The sequence below is a fragment of the Leclercia sp. GLN_9 genome (assembly GCF_043105735.1).
GTDB classification, from domain to species: Bacteria; Pseudomonadota; Gammaproteobacteria; order Enterobacterales; family Enterobacteriaceae; genus Enterobacter; species Enterobacter adecarboxylatus.
In genome coordinates this window covers 147,513-169,673 of sequence record NZ_JBICLV010000017.1, presented here as the reverse complement: position 1 = coordinate 169,673, position 22,161 = coordinate 147,513, and the positions used below count along the sequence as shown (strand labels likewise).

Sequence of the window (22,161 nt, the reverse complement as noted above, 5' to 3'; positions counted from 1 at the left end):
GCTTCAGCAAGCTCCTGGGGATTCCCAGACTTGCCGCCTTGATTCAGGCTGAATGATTTCGTGTAACATCCCGGCACCCCGGCCTGACGATCCGCCAGGAAGTAGGCCCGGCTGTTGTCATGCACGTTATCACTTGCCAGCAGGGCATCCGGCTTGAGCCAGCGATAGTCGTCATGCTGAGAATCAGGCAGACGCAGGTCTGCCTCATTCACTTGCAGGCGATATCCGAGCACCACGTAGTGGGTGGTGAAATCGGTGCCGGAAAAGTTGTCGTCATAGAAGTGCTGCCAGACGCCGTAGAACTGCCCCGCCGTCATTGGCAGGCGCAGCCCCAGCTCCGCTTGCGTCAGACGTGCAAAGGCATTTTCCAGCGTCTCGTCTTTCTGCACTCGCCCACCCGGCACGAACCAGTAGCCCTGCGCCGGACGGTTGGTGCGTTGCCCGAGCAGAAACTCGCCCCGCTCGTTCTCCACAATCAGATCGATGGAGATAAGCGGAGTGGAACGCACCACAGTGGCAAAATCTTCCTGACTTAAAAACATATCTACCCCCGGAAGCGCTGCTGGTTTTCCAGGAACCACTGGTAGGTACTGGCCAGCCCCTGCGCCAGGTTCACCTCGTGGAACCAGCCCAGCTGATGCAGACGGGTCACATCCAACAGCTTGCGCGGTGTGCCGTCCGGTTTGCTGGCATCGAAGGCGACGCGGCCCTTGTACCCAACCACCTGAGCGATGGTCTCTGCCAGCTCGCGGATGGTGCAATCCACCCCGGTACCGACGTTGATGTGCGACAGCATCGGCTCGGTATTTTCCTGCCACACCTCGCGGGCCAGTTCCATAACGTGAATGCTGGCAGCAGCCATATCATCCACGTGCAGGAATTCACGCATTGGCGTGCCGCTGCCCCACACCACCACTTCCGGTGCGTTGTTCGCGGTTGCCTCGTGAAAACGACGCAGCAGCGCCGGGATCACATGGGAGTTGCTCGGGTGGAAGTTATCGTTCGGCCCGTACAGGTTGGTCGGCATCACCGAGCGATAGTCACGGCCATGCTGGCGGTTATAGGACTCGCACAGCTTGATCCCGGCAATCTTGGCGATGGCGTACGGCTCGTTGGTCGCTTCCAGCGTACCCTGCAGCAGTTCGCTCTCGGCAATCGGCTGTTTCGCCATCTTCGGGTAGATACAGGAGGATCCGAGGAACAGCAGCTTATTCACGTTATGCAGATGCGCAGCGTGAATGATGTTGCTCTCGATCATCATGTTTTCGTAGATGAAATCCGCCGGGTAGGTGTTGTTGGCGACAATGCCGCCCACTTTTGCCGCCGCCAGATAAACCTGGTCGATGCGCTGGTCGGCAAAAAATGCCTGCACCGCAACGGGCTCCAGCAGATTCAGTTCATCACGGGTGCGCAGCACCAGCTCGACGTCGCCCCGCTGTTCCAGCTGGCGAACAATCGCGGAACCCACCATTCCGCGATGACCGGCAACAAAGATTCGTTGTTTGCTCATACTCAGGACTCCAGCGCGATGGCAACCTCGTAGCCATGGGACTTGAGCAGGGAGTGTTTCTTCGCCGCTTCAAGATCGTGGGCAACCATCTCGGACACCATCTCCTGCAGGGTGATTTCCGGCTTCCAGCCCAGTTTTTCGTGCGCTTTGCTTGGGTCGCCCAGCAGGGTTTCCACTTCAGCAGGACGGAAGTAACGCGGGTCAACCTGGACAATCACATCACCTGGTTTCACGCCCGGTGCGTCATGGCCGGTGACAGAAACAACGATGCCTTTCTCATCTACGCCGGTGCCTTCAAAGCGCAGCTTGATACCCAGCTGGGCGGCCGCCATCTCAACGAACTGACGCACGGAGTACTGCACGCCGGTGGCGATAACGAAGTCTTCTGGTTTTTCCTGCTGCAGCATCATCCACTGCATTTTCACGTAGTCTTTGGCATGGCCCCAGTCACGCAGGGAGTCCATGTTGCCGAGGTGCAGGCAGGATTCCAGACCCTGAGCAATGTTGGCGATAGCGCGGGTGATCTTACGGGTAACGAAGGTTTCGCCGCGGCGTGGGGATTCGTGGTTGAACAGAATACCGTTGCACGCGTAGATGCCGTAGGACTCGCGGTAGTTCACGGTGATCCAGTAGGCGTACATTTTAGCGACCGCATACGGCGAACGCGGATAGAACGGCGTGGTCTCTTTCTGCGGGATTTCCTGCACCAGGCCATACAGCTCAGAGGTGGATGCCTGGTAGAAACGGGTCTTCTTCTCCAGACCGAGGAAGCGGATAGCTTCCAGCAGACGCAGGGTACCCATTGCATCCACGTCGGCAGTGTATTCCGGGGATTCGAAGGAGACCGCTACGTGGCTCATCGCGCCCAGGTTATAGACCTCATCCGGCTGCACTTCCTGCAGGATACGGGTCAGGTTGGAGCTATCGGTCAGGTCACCGTAGTGCAGGTGGAATTTCGGGTTAGCGGCATGAGGATCCTGATAGATATGATCCACGCGCTCGGTGTTAAACGAGGAGGCACGACGTTTGATTCCGTGCACTTCGTAGCCTTTTTCCAGCAGAAGTTCTGCCAGATAAGAACCATCCTGTCCGGTAACGCCGGTGATGAGAGCGACTTTAGACATGTTTATTTTCTCCAGACTTATCAGAAGTTATTCAGTTTCAACGCGTTCGCGTATCACCACTGCGGGATTGCCACGGCAAAGCTTATTTGCCGGAAGCGATTTAAAAACACTGCTGCGCGCACCAACAACGGTGCCATCGCCAATGGAAACGCCAGGCGCGACAAAAACGTCGGTCGCCAGCCAGCATTTCTCACCCAGGGTGATGGGCTGCGCATCAATATCAAAATGTTGACTCATATAATCGTGACTGCCGGTACACAAATAACACTTTTGTGACACCACAGAATTGGCGCCAATCGTAATATCACCCAGCGTATATAACACCGCATCGTCTCCCACCCAGGCGTTATCCCCTAAGGTTAATTTCCATGGGAAGGTAATTTTTACCGACGGACGAATGACTGCGTTTTTTCCGATTTTTGCGCCGAACAGCCGTAATAAAAAGGCACGCCAGCGGTACATAATTTGTGGTGACCAGGCAAATAAGGTTGCCTGCACCGCCCACCATAACTGCACCTTAATACCGCCTGCGCCTCGAAATCCTTTAGGCACAGAGAAGCCGCTTAATTCCTGCATTGTGTTTCCTTATATTCAGGCTTTGTTATATAAGGCTTTCGTTTTACCCGTCGTTTTCAGACGTAATAAATAAGACAATTCCGCGAATACGCCCGGCATACGCAATATCTCGCGCTGCACTTTTTTGGCATCCTGGCATAATTCAAGATTATTCGAGGTTGACACGCCGCCCATCGAGAATTCAGAGACCAGCCCGGGCAGACGTTTAAAAGGATAACCGGCTTTATACATCCTGGCGGTCAGGGCGTAATCGGACGAGACGCGATATTGCAGTTCGTACGGGTACGTTTTTAATCCACTTACGGGGAAGAAAATCGCCTGGTGGCTGGCCGGCAGGCTGTGATAAATATACCAGCCCGGTTTTGCCGCCCGGCGCACTTTATTTCCGTCACCAAAATCGAGTAACGCGTCGCCAAGGATCATGGCATTACCCTGCACTCTGGCGAGCTGGCGCACAAACTGCGCCACGTCTTCATGAAAAATATCACCGGAGTTGAGAAAGATAGCGTAACGCCCCTGGGCCATGTCGATGCCTTTATTCATGGCATCGTAGATACCGCGATCCTTCTCGCTGACGTAACGTAAGTTGAACTCACCGTTCAGTTTTTCAAGAAATTCTGCCGTGCCATCGTTCGAGCCGCCATCTACCACAATCCATTCAAAGCTGAGGCTGGGATCGCGCGCCAGGTTGCGCAGCGAACGCCAGGTTTTTACCACGCCGTCAAGGTTACGGAAGGCAACAGTAATAACGCTGAGTAACATAAACCACCTCGTTATGAACGCGTAATATTAAGCGCCTTGCGCAAAATAAACGGGCAAACAATTAAGAATGCGTATTCCGGGCTAAATATTGACCCGGTAAAAAACAGCGACACCGGCGTAAAAAGATAAAGCTGTACGCGAAAATTCTGATTATCACCAAAAGCGTTGATCGTCATTTTGAAAACTTTGAACAGATACCACGCCGTTAATAACACTGCGAACCATGAGAAATAAATAATCAGCAGATACAAGCCATTGTCTATGGTTTTTCCGACGTCCGCACCGTTAAAGATTCCGAATGATGCGACATATTCATAAAGTGAGCCAAATCTGACTACGCCATCAATATGGGTTAAAGAGTACCCCACCATCACCAGCGGACCGATAATACGGTAATAGGATGACGACCCTTCGGTACCCAAATCACCCAGACGTTCGGAAATATACGGGAAGGCGAATACCACCCCGACCAAAAACACCGACAGCGAAATGATCGCCAAGGGTAACTTTTTCTTGATTGCCTCTTTATTCAGATACTGAAATGCCCACTCCAGAAGGTAAAACAGGATAAAGGTCATTACCCCGGAGAACGAGCCTGACAGAACGATTCCTGCAAGAATCATAGCATCGCTCTTGGGCGTTTTGATACCAAACTGTTTGATGCTGAGCCAAATTGAGATTAACGCCAGAGCAAAGAATGCCGGTTCGAAATAGAGGGCGGTAGTACGCTTGCCGCCAAATTTAATGAAATTCAGTACATAGCTATTACTGTAAATAAGATATTTCGAAATTATTTCCATCAGGCTACTGCCGCCCGTCAAAATAATTTGCGCCATCTCCATTGCGGCTAAAATCACAATGATGCCAATGACAAGATAAAAGAACCTGAGGATCTTCCGATAATTGTGCGGCGAGATGGTTTTAAAGCGAATACTCCACACCATGCCGATAATGATCACGATATAGACAAACAGCATGGTGGAGGTGACATATTTGCTGGCGTCCAGCGATTGACCAAAGATGTAGTTAAAGAGGGTCAGCCCGGCCCCCAGCCCCAGCGCAATCAACAGCTTCTTAACGCTAATCTTCTCGACGAAGAGCAACAGCAGCACCGGTAAAAAGGTCACGATGGTGATGGGGAAGCTTTCACCCAGCTGGGCAATTTTGACATTGACCAGCAGGTAGATCAGCGGCAGCAGCAGATAGCTACAGATTCTGATAGAACGAGACATACTCCTCCAGCATCTGTTGTCCACTGTAGGCCTGGCGGCTGCGGGTGCGGAACGATTCCAGGTCGGTGCCAAAAACAGCCTGGGCGATCTCCGCCTTCGACAGCTGCACCAGCGGCAGCACCTCGTTTTCACTGAACGTCCTGCCGCCGGATTTCTCCAGCACTTCCCGGGCAGCATCGCTATTGGTCGCAATCACTGGCACCCCGATGGAGAGCGCTTCGCACAAAATCAGCGGATAGTTATCCACGCGGGAGCTGAACACCAGCGCATCCATACCGTTCAGGGCGCTCATCAGCTTGCGCTTGTCGGTTTCGAAACCGTGGTTAATCACGTTCGCACCGTCGAACGGCGAGAACTTACCGAAGGTGTGCAGTTCCACTTTATCGCCGAGCGCCATGATCTGACGCACCAGCTGCTGGTTGGTTTTGCCGTCGTAGCGCAGGTCGTGCGCCACCACTGCGATTTTCGGTTTGCCTGGCGTCACCGCGACCGGCGTCAGTTCCGCCAGAATGGCTTCCGTCGCCACATCAATACCGTTGTTGATAATCCGGCAGCGCCCTGCCCCATACAGGCTGTTAAAGGCCTCAGCCACATGCTGGCTGGGAGAGATAAACTGGCAGCCGAGCGCCAGCATGTCGCGGAACAGCTGGCGCTTTCCGTCCACCAGCTGGTGGGCGCGATCCACCTTCACCGGGGGATAGTTGCCGAGGGTCGGGCACTTCTGGCAGTGGTTTTTCCAGCCTTCGCAGCCGTCAGTAAAGGCGCAGCGGCCGGTCACGCTCCAGTGATCGTGCAGCGTCCAGACGAACGTGGTATCCGGTTTATGCGCCTTCACCTTTTCACAGAAGGCCACCACTTCTTCCAGCTTCAACCAGTAGCTGTGCAGGACGTGGAAATGCAACACCACCGGGCCAGACGTGCGGGTCACGGTGCGATACAGGCTATTAAGGTTGCCGAACAGATCGCGGTTAAACAGGCGGAACAGCGCGATGTTCGCCACTGAGGTCAGCCGCGGGGTGTGCTTCACCACCTGCGGGTAGCGATCGTGGCTGACGCTTTTCTTGCCGCCCTTGCCGTAACCGTAGATAAAGCGCGACTGAAGGCCTTTTTCCAGCGCGCGCTGGTGCAGATCCAGCGCCACCCCTGCCGCCCCGCCCTCGGCGAGGCGTACGTTAAATTGCAGAATATTCATTTAATCACCTTCACCCGGGCCTTTTCGCCCACCACCAGCGCGTTGTCGGGGATGCTGTCGAGCACCACGCTCCCGGCCCCGATGGTGACGTTATTGCCCACGGTGATATCACCAATCATTACCACGTTGGCACCCAGCTCAACGTTATTGCCAATCACCGGGCAGGCCAGGCTGTCCGGGCCGCGGTTGCCGAGGGTCACGCCGTGACGAATGGTAAAATCATCCCCGGCCACCACGAACTTATTGATTACCACGGCATAACCGTGATGAATGGTAAAGCGGCGCCCGATGGTGGCCGCGGCCTGGATTTCGTAGCCGAAGAAGCACTCGGTGATGATGCGGTAGAGCACCAGCACCGGCGCGGCCCACAGGTTGTTGAGGACGTTCTTTTTACGCCAGACGGAGCAAAAATGGGCCACCCGATAGGCCAGCACCATGCAGCAAGGGCGCAGGCTCCAGCTGTTTGCGCGACAATCTTCCAGCACCATTATTTCCCCCGCAGCCCATCAGCCAGACGCTTGCCGTTACGCACCGAGATCAGCGTCAGCAGCGTGCGCCAGTTCATGCGCTTATTGCGGATCTGATACAGGGTAAACAGCTGATATTTGCGGCTGGCGCGATCGAACTTGTCCCGGTGCTTGCGGTAGAAGTGGAAGTAACCGGAGAACTTTTTCGGCGACGAGGTGATCTGCATCTCGCCGTGATTGATGTGCAGGATCTGCGTCGCCTCGTCCACCTTCCACGGCTCGCCGTACTCCACCACCATTCGCAGGAAGATGTCGTAGTCCTGGGCGGCCTTCAGTTCGGTATCGAACAGGCACTCCTTGAAGCGCCATGCCCAGGTAAAGACCTGATTACCGATGATATTGCGTTTGTAGAACAGGTGGCGCGAGTAAGGCGATTTCGGATAGAGCGGCAGACTGGCGGGCTGGGAGTAGACCTCCCCCTCACAGACGTAGTCGTTGGCATACAGAAACGCATGGGTGACCAGATGATGCTGGTGCGCCAGGAAGGTCGAGAGCCGGTTCGGCGTCCACTCATCATCGTCGTCAATGCCGGTCAGGTACTGGCCGTTAGCCTGCATGATCGCCTGGTTACGTACCGCACAGGCGCCTGAGTTGATGGCATTGTGGGTGTAGACCACCCGCGGATCGTTGAGGTCGGTGACAAACTGCTGCAGTTGTTCCCAGGAGGAGGAGCAGTCATCAACGATGATCAGCTCCCAGTGGTCATAGTCCTGGCGCAATACCGACTTTATCGCACGGATCGCCAACTGCTGACGGTTCCATGTCGGCATATAAATAGAAATCAATGGGCGTGTTGTCATGGTATTCCCCGAATGGCTCATTACTTACTGTCCGACTTGTATTCGTACTCGTAATACCCGTAATCCTGATACCCGGTAGCGCGACGGAAGATGGAGTTGAGGATCACCCCTTTCACCGGAATGCCGTTCTGCTCGAAGCGGCTGAGGCTGGTTTCCACCTCTTTCAGGGTGTTCACCGCATAACGCGCCACCATCAGGGTGGTGCCCGCGTGGCGACCGACAATCGCCGCATCGGTGACGGCCAGGATTGGCGGGGTATCGATCAGCACCAGGTCATAATTCTCGCTGGCCCATTTCACCAGTTGGGTGAATCGCTCGCTCATCAGCAGTTCTGACGGGTTCGGTGGCACCTGACCACGCGAGACCAGGTCAAAGTTAGGGACGGAGGTCGGTTTCGCGCACTGGTTGATATCGCCCTTGCCCAGCAGGATATCCGACAGACCGTTCACGTTATTGGTGCCCAGCAGCTCGTGGGTGTAGCCCTTACGCATGTCGCAGTCGATCAGCAGGACGCGCTTGTTGGTCTGGCTGACCACCGCCGCCAGGTTGGCGCAGACGAAGGTTTTACCGATGGACGGGCTGACCCCGGTGAGCATCAGAACGTTGTTGCTGGCCTGCATCATGGCGAAGTGCAGGCTGGTGCGCAGGCTGCGAATGGCTTCGATGGCCAGATCCGTTGGGTTGCCCACGGCCAGCAGCTGGCTCTGTTTGTAGCGTTTAACCCCGTTGGTGGTTTTGACGCTGTCACGCGACTTCTGCCATTCCGACAGCGGGATGCTGGCGTAGACGTTGATGCCGTGCTCTTCCAGCACCTGCGGGCTTTCGATTCCCCGGTTAAACAGGGAGCGCAGCAGCACACCAACGATAGAGAGCATCAGGCCAAGAATAATGCTGCCGAGAATAATCAGTGCCTTCTTCGGCTTCAGCACGCCAGGCTGGGTGATGGCCGGATCGACAATCCGCACGTCGCCAACGGTGCTCGCTTCGGTGATCTTCAGCTCCTGCTGTTTGTTCAACAGCTGCATATAGACCTGCTGACCAGACTCCACGTCGCGGGTCAGACGCAGGATCTCCTGCTGGGTTTTTGGCATCGCGGTGACGCGGCCATTGAGCTTGGCTTTTTCCTCTTCCAGCGTCTGGCGTTTTTCCAGCAGCGTGCGGTAGGCAGGGTGGCGTTTGGTGTAGAGCTTGGAAATTTCCGCCTCTTTAAAGGTCAGCTCGTTAAGCTGGGCATCGATATTGACCATCGAATCCAGCACCGACTTCGCCTCAAGCGGCAGATCGACAGAATCTTTATCCTGACGGAAGGCGTTGAGCTTGTTCTCGGCTTCGTCCAGATGACCGCGCACTTCCGGGAGCTGTTTCGCCAGGAACTCGAGACTTTTGGACGCCTCTTCCGACTTGCGCTTCACGTTCTGCGCCTGGTAGTTGCGGGTAATGCTGTTGAGAATGTCGCGGATCTTGTCCTTATCTTCCCCGGTAAAGGTCAGACTCAGCACGCCGGTATCTTTCCCGGTTTCGGTGACCGTCAGGTTGCCCTGCAGGTTGTTAATCATCCCCAGCATCGAGAATTTGCTGACGGTGAACTCGCTGCCGGGCTGGGCACGAATGTCGCTGACCATCATGCTCACGCCGTCTTTCTCCAGCATCTCCCCCACCTTGCCGCGGGCGCTAAACCCGGCGTCGCTGGTGAGCTGATACTGGTTTTTATCCAGCACCTCGAGGGTAAAGACCTGGCTGGCCCCCCCGGCGGGCAGCGTAAAGGTGGTTACTTTTACGGTGTCGTTTTGCCGGCCCATCAACCGATCCCAGCCCGCGCCAAACACCGGGAAGGTGTTTTTGCTGACGCCGATGTCGAGATCGAGATCGTCCACGGTTTTACCCAGCACCAGGCGGGACTGGATCAACTCGATTTCCGCCTGCGAGGCGGGCGGCTTGTTCGCCAGCGCCGAACCGATGTCCTGCACCAGAGAACTGCCGCTATTCTGCTCAATTTGCACCAGCGCGTCGGCGCTGTAGATTGGGGTGGCGAAGAGGGTGTAAATCACTGCCGCCACGGCAAACACTGCGGTGATACCCAGCACCCACCAGCGCGCCTCTACCACGGTGCCGATCAGGCGACCAATATCAATTTCATCACTGCCCGCACTCGGGGTGGAAGAAGGTTTTACGTTTGCTGTCATTATTATCCCTGCTGAACGTTCAGTGCCTGTGCCCACTGGCGGGCAGACTGGTCGAGTAAGGTGTAAACCGCCTCAAACGCTTCATGACTTTTGCGATACGGATCGGGGATCTCACGCTCGTTATCCCAGTGTCCAAACAACATCACCTTGCCACGCATCTCCGGTGCGATATCGCACAGGGCGTGGATGTGGCGTTTTTCCATGGCCAGGATCAGGTCATAGTCGCGGCACAGGCTGGCTGACACCTGACGGGCGCAATGCCCGTCGAGCGAAAGCTGATGCTCTGCCGCAACCTGACTTGCCCGTGCATCGGCCCCTTTACCCACCAGCGCGCCCAGCCCGGCTGACGCGACGGTCAGCTGTGGCTGGTACTGCTTCAAAAGCCGCTCAGCGGTAGGGGAACGGCAGATGTTCCCCACACAAACCACCAGAATTTTGTTAAACATCGTTATCACCAGTTGTGGTACTGATGTACCGTGTCGGTCATGGTATGGATATTGTTGATGGTCGGCATCAGCTGGTTCATCACACGGTTCCAGCGCGTTATCGGCGCGGTGGTGACGTACACCACGTCATACGGCTGGAGGCGGAAGCCGGTTGCCATCACCAGCGAAGTGGCATCAGACATATCCAGCTGGTAGACGTTGGCAATCTTGCCCTTCGCACTGTTTCCTGTAATCGGACGGATCACGAAGATACCGCTGGCGTCGGAGGTGCTCATATCCAGCCCTTCTGCGTTGCCCAGCGCTTCGGTCAGGGTCATACCGCTGAAGTCCATCTTGAGGGTGCTCTGTTTCTTCACTTCACCCATCACGAACACTTTCAGATCGTCATTACGCGGAACATACAGGATGTCACTCGGATAGAGCAGACGGTTCTGGCTCAGATCGCCGTTCTGCATCAGCGCCTGCAGGGAGATACGCTCCTCTTTGCCTTTATGGGTCAGCACCGCATTGCGCCAGTCGGCGCCATCGGTCAGCCCGCCCGCGGCGTTGATGGCGTCAAGCACCGTCAGCGGCACGTTGGTGATTGGCTGCTGGCCGGATTTATTGACCTGGCCGGAGACATAGACTTTCTGCGAACGGAATGCGGCGATATTAACGTCCACCTGCGGGTCAGCGATGTACTGCGCTAAACGGCCGGTAATATCACTACGGATCTGGGAAAGCGTTTTACCGACAACACGGATTTTGCCGACATAGGGATAAAACATGGTGCCATCTGCCTGAACCCAGTTGCCGGTATCGCTGGAGCTACGATACTGCCCCGCCGGGGTGGTCAGCTCCGGGTGATCCCAGACGGTGACGTTGATGACATCCCCAGGCCCCACGCGGTACTGGTAGTTGGCGATCTCCTGGTCGAGGCTGTCGTTAGGTCGCGCTACAACCGGGCGAGGGCGTAATTGTTCAACCAGCTGCGGGGTCATTGGATAAACATTCACCATGCGGTTGATATCAAAATCAGCATCCTGCTGTTTAATCACATCCTTGCCCGATGATGACATATTGCTGCCGGGAAAGACCGTACAACCACTCATCAAGGTCACAGACACCAATAATGGCATCAATTTCATTTTGGATTTCATCATTGATTATTTATCACTATGGAAGAGTAATTATCCTGTGCATTTAAATAAGCGCGGAGGCGTATTACTTTTAGCATGCAGTCATTAAAAGTGAAATATAACTGGCATCAGTCCTAAAAGAGGCTTATTTGCATTCAGACTATTGACAGAATAATCGAGGCTGATTAACACGCTTTCAGGCACGCTACCGCCCTTGGCTTTCAGTTACCAATCTACTGTTTAAACAGTAAGTTATGAGTAAACACCCTCTTTTGATGTTGCATAACGTAAAATATAAAAGGCAGGATAATTCCGAACCCGATATAAGTTTTTCACGTCATTAAACCGACACAGAAATAGCATCAAAAAGACAGCGCCATTTAATGCTGAAAGAATTGTTGCAGCTAACGGAATAGCAGGCAAGGAAACATCAACGAAGGCGTGGCTTTTAAGATTAGTATTAACGCCGACATTTCTGCGTTTTTAGGAATAGCTTTATATTGACTTTATTAAACAACAATCATTAGCCTGCGATATTTCTTATTTTTCGTTAATCCAGACTAATCGCAATATTAACCCACTATGTGCAAGGTTTATTTCCGGCGGATTCAGGAAAATCTATGCAGATAAATGCCCGGCTGGCATTGCATTTTTCAGGCGAAGTATCCATGATCGAAATGTGACAATTGTCATATAACGAAAGGTATTACGCACACTATGGAATGGATAGCAGATCCATCAATATGGGCCGGGCTGGTCACCCTTGTGGTGCTGGAACTTGTGCTCGGTATCGACAACCTGGTCTTTATTGCTATTCTCGCCGAAAAATTGCCCCCAGCTCAGCGCGACCGCGCCCGCATTACCGGCCTGTTAATGGCGATGGTGATGCGCCTGCTGCTGTTGGCCTCTATCTCCTGGCTGGTGACGCTCACCCGCCCGCTGTTTACCGTCCACGGTTTTGGCTTCAGCGCCCGCGACCTGATCATGCTGTTTGGTGGCTTCTTCCTGATTTTCAAAGCCACCGTGGAACTCAACGAAAGGCTGGAAGGCAAGGATAGCGAGAACCCCACCCAGAGGCGCGGCGCCAAATTCTGGGCCGTGGTGGCACAAATCGTGGTGCTGGACGCCGTCTTCTCACTGGATTCGGTCATTACCGCCGTGGGGATGGTCGATCACCTGGGTGTGATGATGGCCGCGGTGATTATCGCCATCGCGCTTATGGTCATGGCCAGCAAGGCACTCACACGCTTTGTTAATGACCACCCGACGATTGTCATTTTATGCCTGAGCTTCCTGCTGATGATCGGCTTCAGTCTGGTGGCAGACGGTTTTGGCTTCCATATTCCAAAAGGGTATCTCTACGCCGCGATTGGCTTCTCGGTCATTATCGAGGCCCTGAACCAGCTGGCGATTTTTAACCGCCGCCGTTTCCTCTCCGCCAACCAAACGCTGCGCCAGCGCACCGCCGACACGGTTATTCGCCTGCTGAGCGGTAAAAAGGAGGATGCCGAACTGGATGCGCAGGCCGCCTCGCTGCTTGCTGACCACGACGACAGCCCGATCTTTGCCCCGCAGGAGCGACGGATGATTGAGCGGGTGCTGCATCTTAACCAGCGTTCCGTCAGCAGCATCATGACCTCGCGCCACGATATTGAACATATCGACCTGAACACACCGGAGAGCACCATCCGTGCGCTGCTGGATAAAAACCAGCACACCCGCATCGTGGTCACCGGCGGCGAGCAGGAGGAGGAGTTGCTGGGCGTGGTGCACGTTATCGACCTGCTCAATCAGCAGCTACGCGGCGAGCCGCTCAACCTGCGGGTGCTGATCCGCCAGCCGCTGGTGTTCCCGGAAGTGCTACCGCTGTTGCAGGCGCTGGAACAGTTCCGCAATGCGCGTACCCATTTTGCCTTTGTGGTGGATGAGTTTGGTTCTGTGGAGGGGATCGTGACGCTCAGCGACGTGATGGAGACCATCGCCGGTAACCTGCCGAACGAGGTGGAAGAGATCGACGCCCGGCACGATATTCAGAAGAATGCCGACGGCAGCTGGACCGCCAACGGCCATATGCCGCTGGAAGATCTTGTGCAATATGTTCCGCTACCGCTGGACGATAAGCGCGAATATCACACCATTGCCGGGCTGTTGATGGAGTACCTGCAACGGATCCCGCAGCCGGGCGAAGAGGTACAGGTCGGGGATTATGCGCTGAAAACCCTGGAGGTAGAAAACCACCGGGTGCAGAAGGTGCAGTTGATTCCGCTGATGTCGCAGGATGATGTGGATTACGAGGTGTGATGGAACTTCGCCCCTCACCCTAACCCTCTCCCCCAAGGGGAGAGGGGACAGTCTGGTGCGGTCTTATAAACCGAACTCTATCTTCATTTCTTTCTCTCCACTGGGGGGGAAGGAACAGTCCGGGACGGTCTTATAGACTGAACTCTATTTTCATTTCTTCCTCTTCCTTGGGGAAGAAGGAACAGTCTGGGGGGGCTTATAGACTGAGCGCTCTCTCCTCATGGGGGAGAGGGAACAGCCTGGGGCGGTCTTATAGACTGAACGCGATCGGCTTTTCTCCCTCTCCCCTGGGAGAGAAGAAACAGCCTGGTGCGGTCTTATAGACTGAACGCGATCCTCTTTTCTCCCTCTCCGCTAGAGGGAAGGAACAGTTTGGTGCGGTCTTATAGACTGAACGCGATCGGCTTTTCTCCCTTTCCCCTGGAGGGAAAGGAACAGTCTGGTGCGGTCTTATAGACTGAACGCGATCGACTTTTCCCCCTTTCCCCTGGGAGGGAAGGAATAGTCCGGTGCGGTCTTATAGACTGAATGCGATCGGCTTTTCTCCCTTTCCCCTGGGGGGAGAAGGAACAGTCTGGGGCGGTCTTATAGACCGAACGCGATCGGCTTTTCTCCCTCTCCCCTATGGGGAGAGGGCGGGGTGAGGGGAAATACTACTGAAGCTTTTCCAGCAACTTCTTCACATCTTTACCGTTTTGCGAATCTTTATTCTTATCCGCCCAACCGCTCAGACGACGTTTCGCTTCGTCCTGAAGATGTTTACGCAGCAGTTGATCCACCTGCAGGCTGTAGTTCAGCGCCTGCCAGTTACCGTAGACGTTAAGCGGGATCGGCGTCGTTTTCAGGAAATCGATCAGTCGGCTTTCACCGAGCCAGCCCTCCAGCACGCGGATTTTGAAGCGGGTATCAGCCGTTTCTTTGATCAGATCCAACGTGCCGTTCCCTTCAAGCATCAGCATCGGTGATGCGCCCTGCATATCATCCAGCGTCACCTGGCCCTCGTCGAGGCTCAGGTCGGTGACAAAGCTATCCAGTCGGGTCGCGTTATCAACGTTCTCTTTCACCTTCACGTTGCTGCTGCGCTCTACCGCCTGCTGCACCAGCTGCTGGAAGTTAAGCCCTTCCATGCGGGTGTTACGCATTTCCAGATGGGCCTGGCCCCGCCAGTACTGACGGAAGGCGTCGGCATCAATCTTGCTGCCGGAGAAATCACCTGCCATGGTCAGGCTGCCGGTCAGCGAAATCGGGTAGTTAAAGGCCTTCAGAATGGTGCCGATCTCAATGTTGTCCAGACGCGGCTGGAAAGAGGACCGGGCGACAGCTTTACGTACATCGAGCGTGCCGGGTAAGGAGAGATGCCCCTCCCCCATCTTACCGCTCAGCTCAGCGATGGTCAGAAGGCCATTTTTGTTGGTCATCTGGCTGGTGACCTGGGTGAAGTCCATACCCCGCCAGTGTACGCTGTTGGCTTTCAGCAGAATATCGGCGCTAAATCCGCGCAGGCCGTTGTAATCGGGCTGCTCCAGACTGGAGGCGATCACTGGCCGCTGGGGTTTAGCCTGGGCTTGCCCCTGCTGCTGCACCACCTCGCCCCTGGCGGCTGGGGCGGCCTGTGCCGGGAGCAGGTTTTCCAGATTAAGCTTGTCGAACTGCAGATTCATGTTCCACTGCGGTTCGCTGCCAAGGATCACGCTAGCCTGGCCGGTCAGCGTGCTGTCATTGGCCTGTAAATTAAGTTGTTTGAGTTCGAGCTGTTTCTGCTCTTCACGCCACTGCGCCTGCAGGGTGCCCTGCCCGCTAATGCCCTGAGAAGGCAGATCGACGCCGGTCAGTTGCCAGCTCAGCTGCTGGATGTCGGCGCTCAACAGGTGCGGATAGTCAGAGGCATTCACCTGTGCGGCGAGGGAGAGGGTCAGATCGCGCTGATTGCGGTTAACGCGGCCGCTAAAGTCGATCTTACCTTTGTGATGTTCATCCTGCTCCATCTGCAGGTTGATATTGCGTACCGTGACCTGCTCATCACCCTCGTGCTGGAACACCAGCAGGCTGTCAGCCACCTTCAGGCGACCAATATCGAATGACCAGCCGGTATCTTCCGCTTTGTCCGGGAGGGTGTTTTCACGCGGGGCGACCGGCGCATCGGCGTTACGCACCGCTTCTGACTGCGGGGTCAGCTGGATGACAGCCCCTTTGAGCATCACCTGATTAACCTGCAGCTGATGTGAAAACAGCGGCATCAGCGCCACGTCAAGGCGCATATTGTCGGCGGCAACCAGCGGCACAGAAGCCCCCGGTGCGGTAAGCGACATGCGCCCGGACAGGATGCTGAGCTGCGGCCAGACGTGCCAGCGCAGTGGCCCCTCCAGCTTCAGCGTGTAACCGCTACGAGCCTCGACCTGACGCACCATGTAGGTGCGAAAGTCATTGGGATTGACCAGCAGAACCAACGCTGACAGGCCCGCAACCAGCACCACCAGCAAAATCATCAGCGTTGTAAGAACTCTTCTCATGGCTTCCTCAATGGACCGGATTTAAGCTCAATCTTTATCAATACGGCTCGCGACCGCACCCTGCTGGTCGCGATATTTTGCGTCCTGACGGGCGTTATACGGACGTGCCGCCGGGCCGGTTAACGGCTCAAAACTCAACGCGCCGATCATCATACCCGGGCGCAGCGCCAGCGGCAGTTTACCCGCGTTGAAAAACTCCAGAACGATTCGCCCGGACCAGCCTGGATCGATACGGTGCGCGGTCACGTGCACCATCAGCCCCAGACGCGCCAGAGAGGAGCGCCCGTCGAGCCAGCCCACCAGATCCGCAGGCAGCGTAATCGACTCAAACGTGACCGCCAGCGCCAGTTCACCCGGGTGCAGGTAAAACGCTTCGCCGTCGGCCAGCACGATCTCATCGCTCATCACCCGATCGAGCGCCGCGCTGACTTCATCTTTCGGCCCGCTCAGGTCGATAAATGGCGCGGTATGACCGCTAAAGGTACGAAACTTATTACCCAGACGCACATCGACAGTAACGCCGTTAATCCGCTCAACGGGCGGGCGCGGGGTGATGGTCAGACGGCCTTCGTCCAGCCAGGCTTCAATATCTCGGTCACAAAGACGCATGCCACTTTCTCCTTTCGTGCATCGCACCCTCAGGCCAATAAAGCCGGAGGGTGAACCCGATTATCTTTGAACGGTACACAATTCGCGTGTGTTATTCAAAAAACTGGCTAATTTTCGCTTTCAGAATATCAATGGCAATGCGGTTTTTGCCCCCGCGCGGCACGATGATATCGGCATACTGTTTGGAAGGCTCAATGAACTGCAGGAACATTGGGCGTACCGTTTTCTGGTACTGCGCCATCACCGAATCCATGGAGCGGCCACGTTCGTTCACGTCGCGTTTGATGCGGCGCATCAGGCAGATATCCAGCGGCGTATCGACAAAAATCGAGAAATTCATCGATTCACGCAGACGGGCGTCGGTCAGCAACAGGATCCCTTCGAGGATGATGACCTTCTTCGGAGCAATGCGAACGGTTTCCTGCAGACGGGTATGTTCAACATAGCTATACACCGGCAGCTCAATGGCGGTGCCGTTCTTCAGGGCCTGGAGGTGTTGGAATAACAGGCTGTGATCCATCGCGCTCGGATGGTCGTAATTGGTCTTAACACGTTCTTCCATCGACAGATGGCTTTGATCTTTGTAGTAACTGTCTTCTGGAATGACACCGATGTGCTCATCACCGACCTGTTCACGTAATTCACGGTAAAGCGTACTGGCAATGAGACTTTTACCTGAAGCCGATGCGCCGGCGATGCCTATAATGACGCACTGATGAGACTTATCAGTCATAAATTTTTGCGACCTGAGTAACCTGGATGTAAGGAAGGACGACGCCTGAGCGTCAAACGCGGCAATTATAGGGATTTAACGGGCCTGATACCAGTCGAATAGAAATGTTATGCGAGACGCGTTCAAAGACCATACTGATCGCCCTGACATAAATTTAACTGCTTACTTTTCCAGCGCTAAAGATGAATTTTTTGCAGGATAAGTATTTAATAACACTGTGATGTCAATTTATGAGCGCATACCATATTAATTGTAAATTGTTTGTACTAGCATGGTTCAAATTAGAAATGAACTCGTCCGGGGTTGGCTCCTGGCGGCATGGCGTCTTCGGATAAAGCGGTAATGAAAAAAAAATACCAGCGCGTTTTGGTAACTACGCCACATCCTCTACTACGGCTTGTCAGTCTTGGTCTGGTTACCTTCATTTTCACCCTTTTCTCGCTTGAATTAACGCGTTTCGGAACATTTCTGGCACCTTTATGGTTCCCGACCTCCATTATGATGGTGGCGTTTTACCGCCACGCCGGGAAGATGTGGCCTGGGATCGCCCTCGCCTGCACCCTCGGTAACATCTTATCCTCCTGGTTGATTTTCTCGTGGGCGTCGATCAACTTCTGGTACGCCGGCATCAACGTCCTTGAGGCCTTTGTCGGGGCCTTGCTGCTGCGAAAACTGCTGCCCAGCTACAATCCGCTGCAGGATCTGGGGGACTGGATCCGTCTGGCCATTGGCAGCGCGGTGATCCCTCCCCTGCTGGGCGGCGTGATGATTTATCTGCTGGTGCCGAGCGACGAGCCGCTGCGCAGTTTTCTGGTCTGGGTGCTGTCGGAGTCCATCGGCTCGCTGGCGCTGGTGCCTTTAGGCCTGCTGTTCAAACCGCACTATCTTTTGCGTCACCGTAATCCCCGCCTGTTGTTCGAAACGCTGCTCACCATGGCAGTTACGCTGCTGCTGAGTTGGATTTCCCTGCATTTTCTGCCGTGGCCGTTTACGGCAATTATCGTTCTGCTGATGTGGAGCGCCGTGCGTCTGCCGCGCCTGGAAGCCTTCCTGGTCTTCCTCGTCACAGTGATGATGGTGTCGTTGATGATTGCCAAAAACCCCACTCCGCTGGTCACGCAGAACGCCAGCGTGATGGTCAATGCCCCCTGGCTGCCATTCCTGATGATGCTGTTGCCCGCCAACATCATGACCATGGTGATGTACGCGTTTCGCGCAGAGCGTAAGCACATTACCGAGAGCGAAGAGCGTTTCCGTAATGCAATGGAGTATTCCGTTATCGGCATGGCGCTGGTCAGCACCGACGGACAGTGGCTGCAGGCCAACAAGGCTCTGTGTCAGTTCCTCGGCTACACCCAGGCAGAGCTGCGTTCCCTTAACTTCCAGCAATTAACCTGGCCGGAAGATCTGGAAAGCGATCTGGCGCAGTTGGACCAGCTGTTAAAAGGCGAAATCAACAGCTACTCGCTGGAAAAACGCTACTACACCCGTAATGGCGAGGTGGTGTGGGCGCTGCTGGCGGTGTCGCTGGTGCGTCATGCTGACGGTACGCCGCTCTACTATATCGCCCAGATCGAAGACATTAACGATCTCAAGCATACCGAATGGGTTAATAAGCGCCTGATGGAGCGTATTACCCTGGCTAACGAAGCAGGCGGCATCGGTATCTGGGAGTGGGACGTCAAACCTAACGTCATCAGCTGGGACAAACGCATGTTCGAGCTGTATGAAGTGCCTGCCCACGTTAAACCTACCTGGCAGCTGTGGCACGAATGCATGTTGCCGGAAGATCGCGCTCTGGCCGAACAGGTGGTGCGCGATTCGCTGGCGGCCCGCATCCCGTTTAAACTGGAGTTTCGTATCCGGGTGAAAGACGGCATTCGCCATATCCGCGCCCTGGCGAACCGGGTGCTGAATAAACAGGGTGAAGTGGAACGTCTGCTCGGCATTAATATGGACATGACCGAGGTCAAGGAGCTGAATGAGGCGCTATTCCAGGAAAAAGAGCGTCTGCATATTACCCTCGACTCCATCGGTGAAGCGGTGCTCTGTACCGACGTGAACATGAACGTCACCTTTATGAACCCGGTAGCGGAGAAGATGAGCGGCTGGCTGCAGCAGGATGCGTTGTCGCAACCGATCCTTTCGGTGCTGCATATTACCTTCGGGGATAATGGCCCGCTGATGGAAAACATTCACAGCGGTGATATGTCCCGCAGCGACATCGAACAGGATGTGGTGCTGCACAGCCGCAACGGCGGCAGCTACGATATCCACTACAGCATTACGCCGCTGAGCACCCTCGACGGGCAAAACATTGGCTCGGTGCTGGTCATTCAGGACGTCACCGAATCGCGCAAAATGTTGCGCGAGCTGAGCTACAACGCCTCTCACGATGCCTTAACCCACCTCGCGAACCGCGTCAGCTTTGAGGCCTGTCTCAAGCGGATGCTGCTCACCGTGCAGGATACCCGTCAGCGTCACGCCCTGGTATTTATCGATCTGGACCGCTTTAAGGCAGTCAACGACACCGCAGGCCACGCGGCGGGGGATGCGCTGCTGCGGGAACTGTCGTCGCTGATGCTCAGCATGCTGCGCTCCACCGACATGCTGGCGCGTCTCGGCGGGGATGAGTTCGGCCTGCTGCTGCCAGACTGCAACACCGAAAGCGCGCGCTACATTGCCGGTCGCATCATTGACGCAATCAACGATTATCACTTTATGTGGGAAGGTCGCCTGCACCGGATTGGCGCCAGCGCCGGGATCACCCAGATTGACGAGCGCAACAACCAGGCCTCAGAGGTCATGTCCCAGGCCGATATCGCCTGCTACTCCTCCAAAAACAACGGTCGTGGCGTAGTGACGGTGTATGAACCGCAACAGGAACGGACGCTCGAGGCAGGTACCATCTCTCTCGACGAGCAGTGGCACATGATCAAAGACAATCATCTGTTGATGATCGCCCGTAGCGTCGCTTCGCCGCGGATACCGGAAAGCAGCACCTTCTGGATGCTGGCCCTGCGTCTGTGGACCAACGACGGCGAGATGCTGGAGGAGCAGGCCTTCCGGGCGGGGCTGGCAGAGCCTGAACTGATTCACGCCCTCGACAGACGCATCCTGCAGGAATTTTTCCGCAATTTCGCCACGCCATTGACCAGCAAAGGCACCGGGGTCGCCCTGCCGCTGTCAACCGCCGGTCTTGCCAGCGCCACGCTGGTGGATGAACTGCTGGAGATGCTGCGGGCCAGTCCACTGCAGCCGCGACTGCTGCATCTGGTGGTGAACGTTAGCGTGCTGGCGCTGGAGGATGAGCACACCCGCAACAACCTGGACAAACTGCGTCAGGCCGGATGCCGCATTATCCTGAGCCATGTGGGCCGCGATATGGAGGTGTTCAACCACCTGAGCGCGCAGATGGCCGATTATCTGCTCCTCGATCCCGATCTGGTGGTTAACGTCCACGCCAACCTGATGGATGAGATGCTGGTGACCATCATCCAGGGCCATGCCCGCCGCCTGGGCATCAAGACCATTGCCGGACCGAGCAACCAACCGATCATGATGGATACGCTCTCGGGCATTGGCATCGACTATATCTTCGGCAACACCATCGGTGAGCCGCAGCCGCTGGAACTCCTGCTAAATACCAGTTATTTCGCCATCAACTGACGGCGTCCAGCCGTCGGTATACCAGATGTGCAGCAGGGCGTACGAGCGCCACGGCTGCCAGCGTTCAGCATAGCGACGGATTTGCGCCGGGGTCATCCCGGCAAAACGCTGCTTGATGAGATAATCATCCGCCAGAAAGACATCTTTTGCCTGCCAGCCGCGCAGGGCAAAGTAGTTCGCCGTCCAGCGACCGATACCCGGCCGGGTCTGCAATGCTTTTATCGCGCTGTCGATATCATCCGGTGTCTCCGACGGGAAATCCCCCGCCACCACCGACTGCGCCAGATGAATCAGGGATTCCGCGCGTTTCAGCGGCATGCCCAGCGCTTTCAGCGCCAGCGGATCGGCACCCGCCACCGCGGCAGGCTCCGGGAAACAGCGGTAGCCCGGTGCTTCAGGCAGCGGTTCGCCGCAGAGCGCCACCAGCTTGCCCGTCAGCTTTGCCGCCATCGCCACGCTGACCAGTTGCCCAAGAATGGCGCGCACGCCCTGCTCCCAGGTATCTACCGATCCCGGCAGACGCAGGCCCGGCCGCGCCGCCCCAAGGGTGCCGAGCGCTGTGGCTATCTGCTGTGGATCGCAGTGCAGATCGAACAGGCGGGTGATGCGCGCCAGGCAGAGATCGGCAATCGGCAACAGCCCGTCGCTGAGCACCACCTGCAGCGTGCCCGCCTGCGGCTGCGGCGTGACGTGAATGAGTCCCCGATAGCCCTGGCAGGCAAAGCTGCGGGTGTAGTCGGTGGGGGTCACGATTTCAATCCCGGCCACCGCACGGTCGCCAAGAAATTTCAACATCCATTGCCAGTCGTAGGGCGGCTGCCAGGTCAGAGTAAACATCGTTGCTCCTTTTTTTGTCCTGACACAGCATA

17 protein-coding genes and 1 pseudogene are annotated in these 22,161 nt (G+C 55.7%); 2 read left to right on the top strand and 16 right to left on the bottom strand.

Annotated features, from left to right (window positions below; translation table 11 throughout):
* Positions 1-68: 68 nt before the first annotated feature.
* The 12 genes and pseudogenes from ACF8PE_RS11395 to ACF8PE_RS11340 form a co-directional block, all read right to left on the bottom strand.
* Positions 69-542, bottom strand: a pseudogene (locus ACF8PE_RS11395) (GDP-mannose mannosyl hydrolase); the annotation flags it as partial.
* Between the two features lie 2 nt (positions 543-544).
* The gene (locus ACF8PE_RS11390; RefSeq protein WP_392494867.1) at positions 545-1,510 is read right to left on the bottom strand and encodes a GDP-L-fucose synthase family protein; all 966 of its coding nucleotides are present in this window, start codon (positions 1,508-1,510) and stop codon (positions 545-547) included.
* A 2-nt stretch (positions 1,511-1,512) separates the two neighbouring features.
* Positions 1,513-2,634, bottom strand: coding sequence for a GDP-mannose 4,6-dehydratase (gene gmd / locus ACF8PE_RS11385; protein WP_032612394.1), 1,122 nt, complete (start codon positions 2,632-2,634; stop codon positions 1,513-1,515).
* A gap of 27 nt (positions 2,635-2,661) precedes the next feature.
* A complete protein-coding gene (gene wcaF / locus ACF8PE_RS11380; protein ID WP_392494866.1) occupies positions 2,662-3,210 on the bottom strand; it encodes a colanic acid biosynthesis acetyltransferase WcaF in 549 nt (182 codons plus the stop codon).
* Between the two features lie 15 nt (positions 3,211-3,225).
* Positions 3,226-3,972: a colanic acid biosynthesis glycosyltransferase WcaE gene (gene wcaE, locus ACF8PE_RS11375; protein WP_077226512.1), complete on the bottom strand. Its 747-nt coding sequence runs from the start codon at positions 3,970-3,972 to the stop codon at positions 3,226-3,228.
* An 11-nt stretch (positions 3,973-3,983) separates the two neighbouring features.
* The gene (wcaD, locus tag ACF8PE_RS11370) at positions 3,984-5,204 is read right to left on the bottom strand and encodes a colanic acid polymerase WcaD (protein ID WP_032612400.1); all 1,221 of its coding nucleotides are present in this window, start codon (positions 5,202-5,204) and stop codon (positions 3,984-3,986) included.
* Positions 5,179-6,396 carry a colanic acid biosynthesis glycosyltransferase WcaC gene (wcaC, locus tag ACF8PE_RS11365; protein WP_392494865.1) on the bottom strand — a complete coding sequence of 406 codons (1,218 nt, stop codon included), beginning with the start codon at positions 6,394-6,396 and terminating at the stop codon, positions 5,179-5,181. The genes wcaD and wcaC overlap by 26 nt, the downstream gene beginning before the upstream one ends.
* On the bottom strand, positions 6,393-6,881 hold the full coding sequence (gene wcaB, locus ACF8PE_RS11360; RefSeq protein ID WP_103792230.1) for a colanic acid biosynthesis acetyltransferase WcaB: 489 nt from the start codon (positions 6,879-6,881) through the stop codon (positions 6,393-6,395). The genes wcaC and wcaB overlap by 4 nt, the downstream gene beginning before the upstream one ends.
* A gap of 2 nt (positions 6,882-6,883) precedes the next feature.
* Positions 6,884-7,723 carry a colanic acid biosynthesis glycosyltransferase WcaA gene (gene wcaA / locus ACF8PE_RS11355; RefSeq protein ID WP_032612407.1) on the bottom strand — a complete coding sequence of 280 codons (840 nt, stop codon included), beginning with the start codon at positions 7,721-7,723 and terminating at the stop codon, positions 6,884-6,886.
* A 20-nt stretch (positions 7,724-7,743) separates the two neighbouring features.
* Positions 7,744-9,906 (bottom strand): tyrosine-protein kinase Wzc, encoded by a 2,163-nt coding sequence (gene wzc / locus ACF8PE_RS11350; protein ID WP_103792143.1) that lies wholly within the window; start codon positions 9,904-9,906, stop codon positions 7,744-7,746.
* A gap of 2 nt (positions 9,907-9,908) precedes the next feature.
* The gene (gene wzb / locus ACF8PE_RS11345) at positions 9,909-10,352 is read right to left on the bottom strand and encodes a low molecular weight protein-tyrosine-phosphatase Wzb (RefSeq protein WP_032612411.1); all 444 of its coding nucleotides are present in this window, start codon (positions 10,350-10,352) and stop codon (positions 9,909-9,911) included.
* A 5-nt stretch (positions 10,353-10,357) separates the two neighbouring features.
* Positions 10,358-11,494 (bottom strand): polysaccharide export protein, encoded by a 1,137-nt coding sequence (locus tag ACF8PE_RS11340; RefSeq protein WP_032612413.1) that lies wholly within the window; start codon positions 11,492-11,494, stop codon positions 10,358-10,360.
* A gap of 693 nt (positions 11,495-12,187) precedes the next feature.
* On the opposite strand from ACF8PE_RS11340, the gene ACF8PE_RS11335 reads away from it, so the two are divergent.
* Positions 12,188-13,771, top strand: coding sequence for a TerC family protein (locus ACF8PE_RS11335; RefSeq protein WP_032612415.1), 1,584 nt, complete (start codon positions 12,188-12,190; stop codon positions 13,769-13,771).
* A gap of 653 nt (positions 13,772-14,424) precedes the next feature.
* Here the strand turns inward: ACF8PE_RS11335 and asmA are convergent.
* The 3 genes from asmA to udk all read right to left on the bottom strand — a co-directional run bounded on the left by asmA (position 14,425) and on the right by udk (position 17,623).
* Positions 14,425-16,281 (bottom strand): outer membrane assembly protein AsmA, encoded by a 1,857-nt coding sequence (gene asmA, locus ACF8PE_RS11330; RefSeq protein WP_270734908.1) that lies wholly within the window; start codon positions 16,279-16,281, stop codon positions 14,425-14,427.
* Positions 16,282-16,308: 27 nt separating this feature from the next.
* Positions 16,309-16,890, bottom strand: coding sequence for a dCTP deaminase (gene dcd / locus ACF8PE_RS11325; protein WP_032612452.1), 582 nt, complete (start codon positions 16,888-16,890; stop codon positions 16,309-16,311).
* Between the two features lie 91 nt (positions 16,891-16,981).
* Positions 16,982-17,623: a uridine kinase gene (gene udk / locus ACF8PE_RS11320; protein ID WP_032612454.1), complete on the bottom strand. Its 642-nt coding sequence runs from the start codon at positions 17,621-17,623 to the stop codon at positions 16,982-16,984.
* A 342-nt stretch (positions 17,624-17,965) separates the two neighbouring features.
* On the opposite strand from udk, the gene ACF8PE_RS11315 reads away from it, so the two are divergent.
* Positions 17,966-21,292, top strand: coding sequence for a diguanylate cyclase (locus ACF8PE_RS11315; RefSeq protein WP_059309085.1), 3,327 nt, complete (start codon positions 17,966-17,968; stop codon positions 21,290-21,292).
* Here ACF8PE_RS11315 and alkA read toward each other — a convergent pair.
* Positions 21,263-22,129, bottom strand: a complete 867-nt coding sequence (alkA, locus tag ACF8PE_RS11310; RefSeq protein WP_059307556.1) for a DNA-3-methyladenine glycosylase 2 — start codon at positions 22,127-22,129, stop codon at positions 21,263-21,265. The genes ACF8PE_RS11315 and alkA overlap by 30 nt on opposite strands.
* Between the last annotated feature and the right edge of the window lie 32 nt (positions 22,130-22,161).

What these genes read in the sequence shown, in the direction of transcription:
- ACF8PE_RS11335 (WP_032612415.1), top strand. Translation starts at nt 12,188, where the DNA reads ATGGAATGGATAGCAGATCCATCAATATGGGCCGGGCTGGTCACCCTT.
- udk (WP_032612454.1), bottom strand. Translation starts at nt 17,623, where the DNA reads ATGACTGATAAGTCTCATCAGTGCGTCATTATAGGCATCGCCGGCGCA.
- alkA (WP_059307556.1), bottom strand. Translation starts at nt 22,129, where the DNA reads ATGTTTACTCTGACCTGGCAGCCGCCCTACGACTGGCAATGGATGTTG.
- wcaA (WP_032612407.1), bottom strand. Translation starts at nt 7,723, where the DNA reads ATGACAACACGCCCATTGATTTCTATTTATATGCCGACATGGAACCGT.
- wcaF (WP_392494866.1), bottom strand. Translation starts at nt 3,210, where the DNA reads ATGCAGGAATTAAGCGGCTTCTCTGTGCCTAAAGGATTTCGAGGCGCA.
- wcaD (WP_032612400.1), bottom strand. Translation starts at nt 5,204, where the DNA reads ATGTCTCGTTCTATCAGAATCTGTAGCTATCTGCTGCTGCCGCTGATC.
- ACF8PE_RS11340 (WP_032612413.1), bottom strand. Translation starts at nt 11,494, where the DNA reads ATGATGAAATCCAAAATGAAATTGATGCCATTATTGGTGTCTGTGACC.
- wcaE (WP_077226512.1), bottom strand. Translation starts at nt 3,972, where the DNA reads ATGTTACTCAGCGTTATTACTGTTGCCTTCCGTAACCTTGACGGCGTG.
- gmd (WP_032612394.1), bottom strand. Translation starts at nt 2,634, where the DNA reads ATGTCTAAAGTCGCTCTCATCACCGGCGTTACCGGACAGGATGGTTCT.
- dcd (WP_032612452.1), bottom strand. Translation starts at nt 16,890, where the DNA reads ATGCGTCTTTGTGACCGAGATATTGAAGCCTGGCTGGACGAAGGCCGT.
- wcaC (WP_392494865.1), bottom strand. Translation starts at nt 6,396, where the DNA reads ATGAATATTCTGCAATTTAACGTACGCCTCGCCGAGGGCGGGGCGGCA.
- ACF8PE_RS11315 (WP_059309085.1), top strand. Translation starts at nt 17,966, where the DNA reads ATGAAAAAAAAATACCAGCGCGTTTTGGTAACTACGCCACATCCTCTA.
- asmA (WP_270734908.1), bottom strand. Translation starts at nt 16,281, where the DNA reads ATGAGAAGAGTTCTTACAACGCTGATGATTTTGCTGGTGGTGCTGGTT.
- wzc (WP_103792143.1), bottom strand. Translation starts at nt 9,906, where the DNA reads ATGACAGCAAACGTAAAACCTTCTTCCACCCCGAGTGCGGGCAGTGAT.
- wzb (WP_032612411.1), bottom strand. Translation starts at nt 10,352, where the DNA reads ATGTTTAACAAAATTCTGGTGGTTTGTGTGGGGAACATCTGCCGTTCC.
- ACF8PE_RS11390 (WP_392494867.1), bottom strand. Translation starts at nt 1,510, where the DNA reads ATGAGCAAACAACGAATCTTTGTTGCCGGTCATCGCGGAATGGTGGGT.